Source organism: Streptomyces sp. NPDC037126 (genome assembly GCF_055605965.1).
This window is the reverse complement of record NZ_JBVJTD010000031.1, coordinates 57,646-72,322: the sequence shown is the minus strand read 5'-3', so window position 1 is coordinate 72,322 and position 14,677 is coordinate 57,646. Positions and strand designations below refer to the sequence as shown.

Below are 14,677 nucleotides of genomic sequence, written 5' to 3'. Positions count from 1 at the left end.
GCCCGGTTACATTCCGAACCCGGAAGCTAAGCCTCACAGCGCCGATGGTACTGCAGGGGGGACCCTGTGGGAGAGTAGGACACCGCCGAACAATTATTCAAAAAGGTCGGATCCTGAACTTCGGTTCGGGGTCCGGCCTTTTTTTGTTCTGCGTAACGTGTCGTTCACGTTGCGCGCCGAGCATCCAGCACATGGGTACTGCTGCAATGCTCAGGGCCGCCGGCGTCGGAGTCGGTGACGAGGTCGTCGTACCGGCCTTCGGGAACGTCGAGGTGGCCGAGGCGGTCACCCTGGCCGGCGCGCTCCCGGTGTTCGCCGACATAGATCCGGTGACCTACTGCCTCGCCCCGGAGTCGGTCGAGGCGGCCATAACTCCTCGCACCGCGGCCGTCGTTGTGGTCCACCGCTTCGGACGGCGGGCCGACATCGGGCGGTTGCACACGCTCGGGCAGCGGCACGAGCTCCTGGTGCTCGAGCAGGGCGAGTCCGAGGCGCCGTACGACGAGATGGCGCAGCGCAGGGAGCGGGCCGCCTACCTCGACGGCAGACTGAAGGGCGTTCGGACGCCGGACGGCGGGGACGGCCACACCTACCAGCAGTACGTCGTGCGGGTGCCGGGCAACGGCCGGCCGGACCGGGACGCCTTCGCACGCGCCCTGCGGACCAGGGGAGTCGACTGCCGGGTGCCGGTGAAGACGCCCGTGCACCGGCTGCCGGAGTTCCGTCGGTACGTGTCGCTGCCGCAGACCGAGCTGGCTGCCGACGAGACGCTCGCGCTGCCCGTGGACGCCTCGCTCACCAAGCGGGAGATGCAGCGGATCGCCGCCGCCTGCAACGCACTCGGCGGACTGCTCCAGCCCGCCTTCTGAACGGTCACCGAACGAATTTGGGAAGTCGGGCCAGTTCGGGGTACAGTTTCTTCGTCGCCGCGAGGGAAACCTCAAAGAGCAACAGGCCCCTATAGCTCAGTCGGCAGAGCGTCTCCATGGTAAGGAGAAGGTCAACGGTTCGATTCCGTTTGGGGGCTCCACAGAAAAGGCCTCACCCTTCCGGGTGGGGCCTTTTTCATGTCTCCGAGCGCCTTCCTCAGATCTCCTGGTGGATTTCCGGGACCCGCATGGCCAGAATCGCCATGTCGTCCGACGGGGCGTCAGAAGCGAAGCGTTCCACCGCACGCATGATGCGTGCCGCGACGGCACCCGCGGTCAGGCCCGTGCACGTGGTGAGGACGTCGGCGAGGCCGTCGTCGCCCAGCATGCGTGTGCCCTCACGGCGTTCGGTGACGCCGTCCGTGACGCAGAGGAGCACATCACCGGGGTCGAGGGTGACCGTCTGCTCGTAGAGCTCCAGGTCCTCGATGACGCCCAGCAGCGGCTGCGGTTCGGCCGCGGCCGTCACCGTGCCGTCCTGGCGCAGGCGCAGCGGGAGCGGGTGACCGGCGCAGACCACCTTCAGCTCGGCGCTGCCGTCCTCCTGGAGCCGCATCTCGCCGTACAGGAGGGTGAGGAAGCGGCTGCGGTCGCCCTCGTCGAGGATGGCCGAGTTCAGACGTTCGAGGACCGCCGGACCGCTGAGGCCCTCGCGGGCCAGCAGGCGCAGGGCGTGCCGGGCGAGGCCGGTGACCGCCGCGGCGTTGGGGCCCGTACCGCAGACGTCGCCGATGGCGAAGCCGTACGCGCCGTTGCCGATGGGGAAGAGGTCGTAGAAGTCGCCGCCGACCTCGTTGCCCTCGCCGGCCGCGCGGTAGATGACCTCCACCTCGACGCCGTCGATGTGCGGGGTGCCGGGCGGCAGCAGGCTGCGCTGGAGGGCCTGGCTGATGGCCGTGCGCTCCGAGTAGAGGCGGGCGTTGTCCAGGGCGAGGGCGGCCCGGCGGGAGAGGTCCTCGGCCAGTTCCAGGATCTCCTGGCGGAAGTGTTCGTCGGTGGGCTTGCCGAGGACCAGCATGCCGATGACGCGGTTGCGGGCGACGAGCGGCAGGACGACCGTCTCGCCGCCGACGGCGGAGGCCGTCGCGAGGGTCGGCCCGATACCGGCGGTGACCTGGTGCGTGGGGCCGCCGGTCAGTCCGAGGCTGCGCATGGAGGTGCGCAGGGCGGCCTGGTGGGCGACCTCGCCCGGAACCGTCCAGACGCGGGCGCCGGGCGTCGGCACCGGGTCGGGCGGGGAGATCTTCGACAACAACGACTTGATGCCGTCGATGAGTTCCTCGTCCTCGTGCAGGACGTACGACAGGTACGGCTCCGAGGCCTGGTCGGCGATCGTGTAGACGGCGCACCAGGTGGCCAGGGTGGGGACCGTCATCTGGGCCATGAGGGCGAGGGTCTGGTCGCGGTCCAGGGTGCCGGCCAGGAGGTCGGATGCCTCGACCAGGAAGCTCAGGGAGCCGCGGCGCAGCCGCTCCAGCTCGCCCAGGCGGGCGGACTCGACGGCCAGGGCGATGCGGTCTGCGGCGAACTGCAGTCGCAGCGCCTCCTCGTTGGAGTATCTGCCGGGTGCCTCGGCCGCGACGCCGAGGGAGCCGGTGAGGCGGCCCTCGACCTTCAGCGGGACCGTGACGACCGAGCGCATGCCGGTGCCGCCCAGAAGGGGCACGGCGCCGGGCACGGCCGACAGGTCGTCGTGGACGGCCGGCATGCGGGCCGAGCCGTAGCGGCCGGGGCCCGCCTCGACGGGCACGCGCGCGAAGCGCTGGCGGGCGGAGGGCAGGCCGGTGGAGGCGCGGACCTCCAGTTCGGTCTCGTCGTCGGTGGCCAGCAGCAGGAACGCGGAGTCGCCGTCGAGCATGTCGCGGGCGCGCTCCACCGTGCGCTGGAGCAGGCCGTCGAGGTCGTCGGGGGCGGGGGAGCCGATGAAGACCTCGAAGGGGTCCGTGTTCTGCCCGTCGGAGGCGGACGTCTGGTCGCCGGCGGGGACGCGCGACGGCGTCTGCAGGACGGCGCGCTCGTGGTCGCGGACCAGGAGGCAGACGGTGGAGGGCTCCCCGCCGGTGTCGCGGACCCTGAGGTGGGAGGCGTACACGTGGATCACCCGGCCGTCGGCGCCGCGGATGCCGTAGCTGCCCTCCCAGCGGGAGAGCTGGAGGGCCTCGGCGACGCCGGTGCCGGTGCCGGGGGTGTGCGGCCAGGCCGCGAGTTCGGTGAGGGCCTTGCCGATGACCTCGGCGGCCGGGTAGCCGAAGAGTTCCTCCGCGTCCTCGTTCCAGGCGGTGACGGCGCCCTTGCGGTCGACCTGGAGGACGGCGACGCGGACCCGGCCGTCGGCCAGGGGGAGCAGCTCGGCGGGCAGGGAGGGGCCGGCCGTGCGGGTGCCGACCGGACGTTCGGGCAGGTTGAGCTGGAACCAGACGTGCTTGTGGGTCGGCGTGTAGTCGACGCCCCAGCGGGTGGCCAGGGCCGCGCACAGCTGGAGGCCGCGGCCGCCCTCGCGGTCGGGGCTGCCCATGGGGGAGGCGGAGTTCTGGAGGGGGACCTCGCGCTCGGGGTAGCGGTCGGCGACCTCGATGCGCACACCGTCCTCGGTGCGCAGGCACAGCACCTCCGCGTGCGTGCCCGCGTGGACGACCGCGTTGGTCACCAGCTCGCTGGTGAGGACGACGGCGTCGTCGACGATGTCGGCGAAGCCCCACCCCTGGAGGGTGTCGCGGACGAAGGACCGGGCGGTCGCGACCGATCGCCCGACGGGCTCGAAGGTGGCGGCCGCGCGCGCGGTGATCACAGAACTCCTCGGCCGGTTGTCGACGTGCAGGGCTGCGTGGCCGGCGGGCTCGCGCCGCTGCTGCGGCATGGGCGCGCCCGTCGGCTGTGGCTCCGGGGGCTGTCCCCCGGGGATCACTCCCGTGGTCATGGTCTGCGGCCGCCCCTCCGATGCCCGCTCGTTCTCGTGCCACCGCCCAGGCCGGGTCGGAGCCGGTGCGGCTGGACAGCCGCATGCAAGGTTACTTACCTTCGCGGTCCGAGCGGATGCCGGTCGCCGGTGTTTACGCCCCCAGGGTGTGCGGACGGTGTGCGAAGCTGCCGAACTGTTATGGCCTGGTTCGGGCAGGGTGAAACACTGGGCAAGCTTCTGATGAAGGTCGGGTCGGGGTGCGTGTGTTCCGTGTACGGCGGGCAGCAGCCCCTGGTGCGGCCGGATCTCGTCTGGCAGAAATACCCAGCAGTAACGGGTACGCGGAAGGAGCCGGTGCGTCGAGGAGTGGCGTGCCGGGCCGAAGCGGCCGTACACGGCAGTAAGGGTCGATCCCCCCGGGAGGGACACAGTGGAGTCTGGCGCAGCGACGCGTGGCACGAAGACGCGCGCGAAGGGCGGACCGTCCCTGGGCAGGAGCGGCGGGACCACCGAGGTGGACACCGCTGCCCTGAACCGTCTGCTGGCGGCTCTCGTGTCGATGCGCGACGGGAACTTCCGCAAGCGGCTCACGGTGTCCGGGGACGGCGTGATGTCGGAGATCGCGGCGGTCTTCAACGAGGTGGCCGACCGCAACCTGCACCTGACCGGTGAGCTGTCGCGGGTGCGCCGCATGGTGGGGCGCGAGGGCAAGCTGACCGAGCGGCTGGAGACGGGGGCCTCCGAGGGCTCCTGGGCGACGGCGATCGACGCTTCGAACGCGTTGGTCGACGACCTGGTCTGGCCCGTGTCCGAGGTCAGCCGGGTGCTCACGGCGGTCGCGGAGGGCGATCTGTCGCCGCGGATGGAGCTGCGGACGCAGGCGCCGGACGGCGGCACCGGGCACCCGCTGCGGGGCGAGTTCCTGAAGGTCGGCCGTACCGTCAACAACCTGGTCGACCAGTTGTCGAACTTCACCGACGAGGTCACGCGCGTGGCCAGTGAGGTCGGCACCGAGGGCAAGCTCGGCGGTCAGGCCCGGGTGCGCGGCATGTCCGGTTCGTGGAAGGACCTGACCGAGTCCGTCAACACGATGGCGTACCGGCTGACCGCGCAGGTGCGGGACATCGCCCTGGTGACGACGGCGGTCGCCAAGGGTGATCTGTCACGCAAGGTCACCGTCCATGTCGCGGGCGAGATGCTGGAGCTGAAGAACACCGTCAACACGATGGTGGACCAGCTGTCGTCCTTCTCCTCGGAGGTCACCAGGGTGGCCCGGGAGGTGGGCACCGAGGGCATCCTGGGCGGTCAGGCGCAGGTGCCCGGGGTGGCCGGCGTGTGGAAGGAGCTGACCGACTCCGTCAACACGATGGCGGGCAACCTGACGGCCCAGGTGCGCGGGATCTCTCAGGTCACGACCGCGGTCGCCAGCGGTGATCTGTCACAGAAGGTGACCGTCCCGGCGCGCGGCGAGGTGGCGCAGCTTGCGGAGACGATCAACCAGATGACCGAGACGCTGCGGATCTTCGCGGACGAGGTCACGCGCGTGGCCAACGAGGTCGGCGCGGAGGGGCGGCTCGGTGGCCAGGCGAACGTGCCGGGCGCGGCCGGCACCTGGAAGGACCTGACGGACTCGGTCAACACGGTGTTCCGGAACCTGACCACGCAGGTGCGGGACATCGCCGCCGTGACGACCGCGGTGGCCAGCGGTGATCTGTCGCAGAAGGTCACGGTGGACGTGGCCGGCGAGATGCTGGAGCTGAAGAACACCGTCAACGGGATGGTGGACCAACTGTCGGCGTTCGGTGCCGAGGTGACGCGGGTCGCGCGGGAGATCGGTGTCGAGGGTGAGCTCGGCGGCCAGGCGCAGGTGCCGGGCGCGGCCGGTGCCTGGAAGGACCTGACCGACTCCGTCAACACGGCGTTCCGCAACCTCACCGGGCAGGTGCGCAACATCGCCCAGGTGACCACGGCGGTGGCCAACGGTGATCTCTCGCAGAAGGTCACGGTCGACGTCTCCGGCGAGATGCTTCAGCTGAAGAACACCGTGAACACGATGGTGGACCAGCTGTCGTCCTTCGCGGACCAGGTGACCCGGATGGCCAGGGACGTGGGCACGGAGGGCCGCCTCGGCGGTCAGGCCCGCGTGGACGGCGTCTCGGGCACCTGGAAGGAGTTGACGGACTCCGTCAACTTCATGGCGGGCAACCTGACCTCTCAGGTGCGCAACATCGCCCAGGTGACGACGGCGGTGGCCAACGGCGACCTGTCGCAGAAGATCGACGTGGACGCCCGTGGCGAGATCCTTGAGCTGAAGAACACGATCAACACCATGGTTGATCAGCTGTCCGCCTTCGCCGACCAGGTGACCCGGGTGGCGCGGGACGTGGGTACGGAGGGCCGCCTCGGTGGCCAGGCGCAGGTGCCCGGGGTCGCGGGTGTGTGGCGGGACCTGACGGACTCCGTGAACGGCATGGCCGGCAACCTGACGGCCCAGGTGCGCAACATCGCCCAGGTCGCCACCGCGGTGGCCCGCGGTGACCTCTCCCAGAAGATCACCGTGGACGCGCGCGGGGAGATCCTGGAGCTGAAGAACACCCTGAACACGATGGTCGACCAGCTGTCGTCGTTCGCCCAGGAGGTCACGCGGGTGGCCCGTGAGGTGGGCACGGAGGGCATCCTCGGGGGTCAGGCCGAGGTGCAGGGTGTCTCCGGCACCTGGAAGGACCTCACGCAGTCCGTGAACTTCATGGCGAACAACCTGACGATCCAGGTGCGCAACATCGCCGAGGTCACGACCGCGGTCGCCAAGGGTGATCTATCCAAGAAGATCACTGTTGACGCGAAGGGCGAGATCCTTGAGCTCGTCACGACGGTCAACACGATGGTCGACCAGCTGTCCAGCTTCGCCGAGCAGGTGACCCGGGTGGCCCGTGAGGTGGGCACCGAGGGCATCCTGGGCGGCCAGGCGCATGTGCCGGGTGTCACGGGCATCTGGAAGGACCTGAGCAACAACGTGAACCTCATGGCCAACAACCTGACCATGCAGGTGCGGAACATCTCGCAGGTGGCGGCGGCGGTCGCCAACGGTGACCTGACGCGTCAGGTGACGATCGAGGCGAGCGGCGAGGTCGCCCAGCTCGCCGACACGATCAACACGATGGTCAAGACGCTGAGTTCGTTCGCCGACCAGGTCACCAAGGTGGCCCGTGAGGTGGGCACGGACGGCATCCTGGGCGGCCAGGCGCATGTGCCGGGTGTGGCGGGCACCTGGAAGGACCTCACCGAGTCCGTGAACCAGATGGCGTCCAACCTGACCGGTCAGGTGCGCAACATCGCGATGGTCACGACGGCCATCGCCAAGGGTGATCTGACGAAGAAGATCGACATCGACGCCCGCGGCGAGATCCTCGAACTGAAGACGACGATCAACACGATGGTCGACCAGTTGTCCAGCTTCGCCGAGGAGGTCACCCGGGTGGCCCGTGAGGTGGGCACCGAGGGGCAGCTGGGCGGTCAGGCGCGCGTGCGGGACGTCGACGGCACCTGGCGGGACCTGACCGAGTCGGTGAACGAGATGGCCGGGAACCTGACCCGGCAGGTGCGTGCCATCGCGCGCGTGGCGACCGCGGTGACCCGTGGCGACCTGAACCTGAAGATCGACGTCGACGCGTCCGGCGAGATCCAGGAGCTGCAGGACTACATCAACAAGATGATCGCCAACCTGCGTGACACCACGATCGCCAACAAGGAGCAGGACTGGCTCAAGGGCAACCTGGCCCGTATCTCCGCCCTCATGCAGGGCCGCCGGGACCTGGAGGACGTGGCCTCGCTGATCATGAGCGAGCTGACTCCGGTGGTCTCCGCGCAGCACGGCGCGTTCTTCGTGGCGATGCCGCTCATGGAGGGCAAGGACGTCGCCGGCGGCGAGGACGACTACGAGCTGCGGATGCTGGGCTCGTACGGCTACTCGATGGGCTCCATGCCGACGTCGTTCCAGCCCGGTGAGGCGCTGGTGGGCACGGCCGCCGAGGAGAAGCGCGCGATCCTCGTGGAGAACGCGCCCAGCGGTTACCTGAAGATCTCCTCGGGGCTCGGCGAGGCTCCGCCCGCGCAGGTGATCGTGCTGCCGGTGCTGTTCGAGGGCAAGGTGCTCGGCGTGATCGAGCTGGCCTCCTTCACGCCGTTCACGCAGATCCAGAAGGACTTCCTCAACCAGATCGCCGAGATGATCGCGACGAGCGTCAACACGATCTCGGTCAACACCAAGACCGAGCAGTTGCTGAAGCAGTCGCAGGAGCTGACCGAACAACTGCGTGAGCGTTCGGCCGAGTTGGAGAACCGGCAGAAGGCGCTGCAGGCCTCCAACGCCGAACTGGAGGAGAAGGCCGAGCTGCTGGCCCGGCAGAACCGCGACATCGAGGTGAAGAACACCGAGATCGAGGAGGCGCGGCAGGTCCTGGAGGAGCGCGCCGAGCAGCTCGCGGTGTCGATGCGCTACAAGAGCGAGTTCCTGGCCAACATGTCGCACGAGCTGCGCACCCCGCTCAACTCGCTGCTGATTCTGGCCAAGTTGCTCGCCGACAACGCCGAGGGCAACCTCTCGCCCAAGCAGGTCGAGTTCGCGGAGACGATCCACGGTGCCGGTTCCGACCTGCTCCAGCTGATCAACGACATCCTCGACCTGTCGAAGGTCGAGGCGGGCAAGATGGACGTCTCGCCGACGCGCATCGCGCTCGTGCAGCTCGTGGACTACGTGGAGGCCACCTTCCGTCCGCTGACCGCGGAGAAGGGCCTGGATCTGTCGGTGCGGGTGTCCCCGGAGCTGCCCGCGACCCTGCACACCGACGAACAGCGGCTGCTGCAGGTGCTGCGCAACCTGCTGTCGAACGCCGTCAAGTTCACCGACTCCGGGTCGGTGGAGCTGGTGATCCGGCCCGCCGGGGCCAACGTGCCGCACAAGATCCGCGAGCAGTTGCTGGAGGCCGGTGCGCTGACCGACCCGGACGGCGAGCTGATCGCGTTCTCCGTGACCGACACCGGCATCGGCATCGCGGCCAGCAAGATGCGGGTGATCTTCGAGGCGTTCAAGCAGGCGGACGGCACCACCAGCCGCAAGTACGGCGGCACCGGCCTCGGCCTGTCGATCTCGCGGGAGATCGCGCAGCTGCTCGGCGGTGAGATCCACGCGCAGAGCGAGCCGGGCCGCGGCTCCACGTTCACTCTGTACCTGCCGCTGCACCCGACCGAGCTGCCGCCGCAGGGCTACCAGCAGTCGGTGGCCCCGCTGGAGGCCGGCGAGCTGGTCGCCTCCGAGGCCGAGCGGTCCCTGGAGCTGTCCGCGGTGGAGATCGAGACGCCGGCCGAGGTGAAGTCGTACCGGGAGACGCAGAACGGTCCCGCGGCGCTCTTCCGGCGGCGCCGGCGCAGCCTGCCGCAGGGCGAGCAGCGCACCGAGCAGTGGGCGGCGCTCGAGCAGGACAGCACACCGCAGTCGGCGCGCGCGGTGCGTTTCGGCGGCGAGAAGGTGCTGATCGTCGACGACGACATCCGCAACGTGTTCGCGCTCACCAGCGTCCTGGAGCAGCACGGGCTGTCGGTGCTGTACGCCGAGAACGGCCGCGAGGGCATCGAGGTCCTGGAGCAGCACGACGACGTGGCGGTGGTGCTGATGGACATCATGATGCCCGAGATGGACGGCTACGCGACGACCACGGCGATCCGCAGGATGCCGCAGTTCGCGGGTCTGCCGATCATCGCGCTGACCGCCAAGGCGATGAAGGGCGACCGGGAGAAGGCGATCGAGTCGGGTGCGTCCGACTATGTGACGAAACCGGTCGACCCGGACCATCTGCTGGCCGTCATGCAGCAGTGGATGCGTGGGAAGTGACGGGATCGGCGGACCGGAATGTGAACACCGGGGGAACCGCCGTCGTGCACGGGGAGTTGCCCGCATAAGGTGGCTGCGGACGTGTGGGAACGTGGGATTCCGGGAACCATCCGGGTTCCTCCCACGTTTCTGCTATGTGCACAGTGACATCGCGGTGACAGGGTGTGGCGACAGGCGGGGTGCGGCTACGATGACCGGCACAAGGACGGGCGGCGAAAGGGAGTCGTCCCCTGGGGCGGCGCCCGGTGTACCGCCGGGGCGAGGAGGGCGGGCCATGGTGCAGAAGGCCAAGATCCTCCTGGTCGATGACCGGCCGGAGAATCTGCTGGCGCTGGAGGCCATCCTCTCTGCGCTCGATCAGACGCTGGTGCGGGCATCGTCCGGGGAGGAAGCGCTCAAGGCACTGCTCACGGACGATTTCGCGGTCATTCTGCTGGACGTCCAGATGCCGGGCATGGACGGGTTCGAGACGGCGGCGCACATCAAGCGGCGCGAGCGGACCCGGGACATCCCGATCATCTTCCTCACGGCGATCAACCACGGCCCGCACCACACCTTCCGGGGCTACGCGGCGGGCGCGGTGGACTACATCTCCAAGCCGTTCGACCCGTGGGTGCTGCGCGCGAAGGTCTCGGTCTTCGTCGAGCTGTACATGAAGAACTGCCAGCTGCGTGAGCAGGCGGCGCTGCTGCGGCTCCAGTTGGAGGGCGGCGGCAAGGGCGCGGTCGGCGGCAAGGAGTCGGCCGGGCTGCTCGCCGAGCTGTCCGCGCGGCTCGCGGCCGTCGAGGAGCAGGCCGAGGCGCTGTCCAAGCAGCTGGACGACGATTCGGCGGACGCGGCCGCGGTGGCCACGGCCGCCCATCTGGAACGCAAACTCACCGGGCTACGCCGCGCGCTCGACGCCCTGGAGCCGGGCGCCGGCGCCAACGGTTCGTCGGTGCCGTCGAAGAACTGACGCGTGGGCGGGGCGGAGTTGCCGGTGAACGTGCGTCAGTTCTGCGCCCCGCCAAGGGCGACACGAACGGGTGAAGCTGTGGGCACACGTGTCCGCTGTCGTCTCCCCCGGTAACCTCACACTCATGGCCTCACGTCCCTCCGCAGCCAAGAAGCAGCCCGCGAAGAAGGCGGCCGCTCCCGCGAAGGCTCCGGCGAGGAAGGCCCCGGCCAAGAAGGCGCCCGCCAAGAAGGCCGTGGCGAAGAAGGCCGCGCCCAGGCCGGCACCGAGTCCCACCGGGGGCGTGTACCGGCTCGTGCGCGCCCTCTGGCTCGGTCTCGCGCACGCCGTCGGCGCCGTCTTCCGCGGCATAGGGCAGGGCGCGCGGAACCTCGACCCGGCCCACCGCAAGGACGGCGTCGCGCTGCTGCTGTTCGGCATCGCGCTGATCGTCGCCGCCGGCACCTGGGCCGATCTGAAGGGGCCCGTCGGCGATCTGGTGGAGATCCTCGTCACCGGCGCCTTCGGCCGGCTCGACCTGCTGGTGCCCATACTGCTCGCGGTGATCGCCGTACGGTTCATCCGGCACCCGGAGAAGCCGGAGGCGAACGGGCGGATCGTGATCGGCCTGTCCGCGCTGGTCGTCGGCGTGCTCGGCCAGGTCCACATCGCGTGCGGCTCGCCCGCCCGCAGCGACGGCATGCAGGCCATAAGGGACGCCGGCGGCCTGATCGGCTGGGCCGTGGCGACCCCGCTGACCTACGCCATGACCGAGGTGCTCGCCGTCCCCCTCCTGGTGCTGCTGACCGTCTTCGGGCTGCTGGTGGTGACCGCCACCCCGGTCAACGCCATCCCGCAGCGGCTGCGGGCGCTCGGCGTGCGCCTGGGCGTGCTGCACGACCACGAGGCGGACGACTTCGGCGAGGACGACGAGCGCTACGAGGAGCAGTGGCGCGAAGCGCTGCCTGCGCGCCCCCGTGGGCGCCGGAGCGCCCCCCAGGCGTACGACCCCGACGGTGCCGAGCAGGAGGCGCTCTCGCAGCGCCGCGGCCGCCCCAGGCGCTCCGCGGTGCCCCAGCCCGATCCGCAGCGGCAGATGGACGCCGTGGACGTGGCGGCGGCCGCCGCCGCCGCGCTCGACGGCGCCGTCCTGCACGGCATGCCGCCCTCCGCGCTCGTCGCCGACCTCACCCAGGGCGTCAGCGTCGGCGACCGCGAGGAGACCACCCCGGTGCCTGCCCCGGCGGCGGCCCCCGCCCCCGCTGCGACGCCGGTCCCGGCCGCGCGCCCCAAGCAGGAGAAGCTCAAGTCCGACGGCGTCGTCCCCGACCTCACCAAGAAGGCCCCCGAGGAGCCCCGCGACCTGCCCCCGCGCGCGGAGCAGCTCCAGCTGTCCGGGGACATCACCTACGCACTGCCCTCCCTGGACCTCCTCGAACGCGGCGGCCCCGGCAAGGTGCGCAGTGCCGCCAACGACGCGGTCGTCGCCTCGCTCACCCAGGTCTTCACCGAGTTCAAGGTCGACGCGGCCGTCACCGGCTTCACCCGCGGCCCGACGGTCACCCGCTACGAGGTGGAGCTCGGGCCCGCCGTGAAGGTCGAGCGGATCACCGCGCTGACCAAGAACATCGCGTACGCGGTGGCCAGCCCGGACGTGCGGATCATCAGCCCCATCCCCGGCAAGTCCGCGGTCGGCATCGAGATCCCGAACACCGACCGCGAGATGGTCAACCTCGGCGACGTGCTGCGCCTCGCGGAGTCCGCCGAGGACGACGACCCGATGCTGGTCGCCTTCGGCAAGGACGTCGAGGGCGGGTACGTCATGCACTCGCTGGCGAAGATGCCGCACATGCTGGTCGCCGGTGCCACCGGTTCCGGCAAGTCGTCCTGCATCAACTGCCTGATCACCTCGATCATGATGCGGGCGACCCCGGAGGACGTCCGGATGATCCTGGTCGACCCCAAGCGGGTCGAGCTGACCGCCTACGAGGGCATCCCGCACCTGATCACGCCGATCATCACCAACCCCAAGCGGGCCGCCGAGGCCCTCCAGTGGGTCGTGCGCGAGATGGACCTCAGGTACGACGACCTGGCCGCCTACGGCTACCGGCACATCGACGACTTCAACCGCGCGGTGCGCGAGGGCAAGGTCAAGCCGCCGGAGGGCAGCGAGCGCGAGCTCCAGCCGTACCCGTACCTGCTGGTGATCGTGGACGAGCTGGCCGACCTGATGATGGTCGCCCCGCGCGACGTCGAGGACGCGATCGTGCGCATCACGCAGCTCGCCCGCGCGGCCGGCATCCACCTGGTGCTCGCCACCCAGCGCCCGTCGGTCGACGTGGTCACCGGTCTGATCAAGGCCAACGTTCCCTCCCGGCTCGCCTTCGCCACCTCCTCGCTGGCCGACTCGCGAGTCATCCTCGACCAGCCCGGCGCCGAGAAGCTGATCGGCAAGGGTGACGGCCTCTTCCTGCCGATGGGCGCGAACAAGCCGACCCGTATGCAGGGCGCCTTCGTCACCGAGGCCGAGGTCGCGGTCGTCGTGCAGCACTGCAAGGACCAGATGGCGCCGGTCTTCCGGGAAGACGTCACCGTCGGCACCAAGCAGAAGAAGGAGATCGACGAGGACATCGGCGACGACCTCGACCTGCTGTGCCAGGCGGCCGAGCTGGTCGTCTCCACCCAGTTCGGGTCGACGTCCATGCTCCAGCGCAAGCTGCGGGTCGGCTTCGCCAAGGCGGGCCGGCTGATGGACCTCATGGAGTCCCGCAACATCGTGGGACCCAGCGAGGGCTCCAAGGCGCGTGACGTTCTGGTGAAACCCGACGAGCTGGACGGCGTGCTCGCGCTGATTCGCGGGGATATCGAGGGATAGTACGAAGAGCCGTCCGGTGCGCGTGGGTTGCGTCGGCCGGCCGGATCGCCGTGACCGACCCGTTAGCGAACGGCGAGCAACCGTTTCCCTTTGTCGTACGTCCAGTTGAGCGAGAGGGCAGGTAGGCGTCCCGATTCGGGGTAGCCGCCTGTCCAGTCATCGGATTGTCGGGCCATACCGATGGCGTACAGAGTCCGACCGCCCGGTTGCCCCACCCTTTCGTACCCCCCCTAGACTGAGCTTCCAGCACAGGTGGCTACACGCTCGAAAGGCGCCCCCGTGTCCATCGGCAACTCCCCTGAAGACGAGCGTCCCTTCCAAGACGAGTCCCAGGAAGCCCGAACCCCCGTGGGCCGTGCCCTCCAGCAGGCGCGGATCGCGGCCGGGCTCACGGTCGACGACGTCAGCAGCGCCACTCGTGTCCGCATCGCCATCGTGCACGCCATCGAGGCTGACGACTTCGCCCCCTGTGGTGGCGACGTGTACGCGCGCGGGCACATCCGCACGCTGGCCAGGGCCGTGCATCTCGATCCCGAGCCGCTGATCGCCCAGTACGACGCCGAGCACGGCGGCCGTCCCGCGCCCACCCCGGCCGCGCCCCTGTTCGAGGCCGAGCGCATCCGCCCGGAGCGGCGCGGCCCGAACTGGACCGCGGCCATGGTCGCCGCGATCGTCGTGGTGATCGGCTTCGTCGGGTTCACCGCGTTCAAGAGCGGTAACGGCGGCAGCGACGCGAAGTCGCAGGTCGCCGAGGGTTCCACGCCCGCCACCAGCAAAGCGGCCTCGCCCACGCCGACCAAGGACAAGCCGGCCGCACCGACCCCCGAGCCCTCCGACAGCGCCATCGCGGCCGCCCCCCAGGACAAGGTCACCGTCCAGGTCAGCGCGCCGAACGGGCGCAGCTGGATCTCGGCCAAGGACCACAACGGCCGGATGCTCTTCGACGGGCTGCTGGACAAGGGCCAGTCCAAGACCTTCCAGGACAGCACCAAGATCAACCTGATCCTCGGTGACGCCGGCGCGATCGACCTCTACGTCAACGGCAAGAAGATCGACGACAACTTCCGGCCGGGCGCCGTGGAGCGCCTCACGTACACCAAGGGCGACCCCGTAGCGGGCTGACGCCCCCTGGTGGAGCGCATGTGACGGGGTT

General features: G+C 69.8%; 6 protein-coding genes, 1 tRNA gene and 1 rRNA gene. 7 read left to right on the top strand and 1 reads right to left on the bottom strand.

The features are described from left to right. The 3 genes from rrf to ACZ7FF_RS39520 form a co-directional block, all read left to right on the top strand. A 5S ribosomal RNA gene (gene rrf / locus ACZ7FF_RS39530) occupies positions 1 to 91 on the top strand; the annotation flags it as partial. A gap of 115 nt (positions 92 to 206) precedes the next feature. Beyond that, complete coding sequence (locus ACZ7FF_RS39525) at positions 207 to 869, top strand: DegT/DnrJ/EryC1/StrS family aminotransferase (RefSeq protein WP_470818877.1); 663 nt, start codon at positions 207 to 209, stop codon at positions 867 to 869. Positions 870 to 954: 85 nt separating this feature from the next. Next, positions 955 to 1,030: transfer RNA gene (locus ACZ7FF_RS39520), tRNA-Thr, on the top strand. A 56-nt stretch (positions 1,031 to 1,086) separates the two neighbouring features. Here the strand turns inward: ACZ7FF_RS39520 and ACZ7FF_RS39515 are convergent. After that, complete coding sequence (locus ACZ7FF_RS39515; RefSeq protein WP_470818870.1) at positions 1,087 to 3,846, bottom strand: SpoIIE family protein phosphatase; 2,760 nt, start codon at positions 3,844 to 3,846, stop codon at positions 1,087 to 1,089. Positions 3,847 to 4,258: 412 nt separating this feature from the next. Here ACZ7FF_RS39515 and ACZ7FF_RS39510 point away from each other — a divergent pair, with 412 nt between their 5' ends. From ACZ7FF_RS39510 to ACZ7FF_RS39495, 4 genes are all read left to right on the top strand, one after another. Beyond that, positions 4,259 to 9,715, top strand: coding sequence for a HAMP domain-containing protein (locus tag ACZ7FF_RS39510; RefSeq protein WP_470818869.1), 5,457 nt, complete (start codon positions 4,259 to 4,261; stop codon positions 9,713 to 9,715). A gap of 274 nt (positions 9,716 to 9,989) precedes the next feature. Beyond that, positions 9,990 to 10,670 carry a response regulator gene (locus ACZ7FF_RS39505; protein ID WP_470818867.1) on the top strand — a complete coding sequence of 227 codons (681 nt, stop codon included), beginning with the start codon at positions 9,990 to 9,992 and terminating at the stop codon, positions 10,668 to 10,670. Between the two features lie 124 nt (positions 10,671 to 10,794). Next, on the top strand, positions 10,795 to 13,524 hold the full coding sequence (locus tag ACZ7FF_RS39500; RefSeq protein ID WP_470818865.1) for a DNA translocase FtsK: 2,730 nt from the start codon (positions 10,795 to 10,797) through the stop codon (positions 13,522 to 13,524). Positions 13,525 to 13,803: 279 nt separating this feature from the next. Further along, positions 13,804 to 14,646 carry a RodZ domain-containing protein gene (locus tag ACZ7FF_RS39495; protein WP_470818864.1) on the top strand — a complete coding sequence of 281 codons (843 nt, stop codon included), beginning with the start codon at positions 13,804 to 13,806 and terminating at the stop codon, positions 14,644 to 14,646. The last annotated feature ends 31 nt before the right edge of the window (positions 14,647 to 14,677 follow it).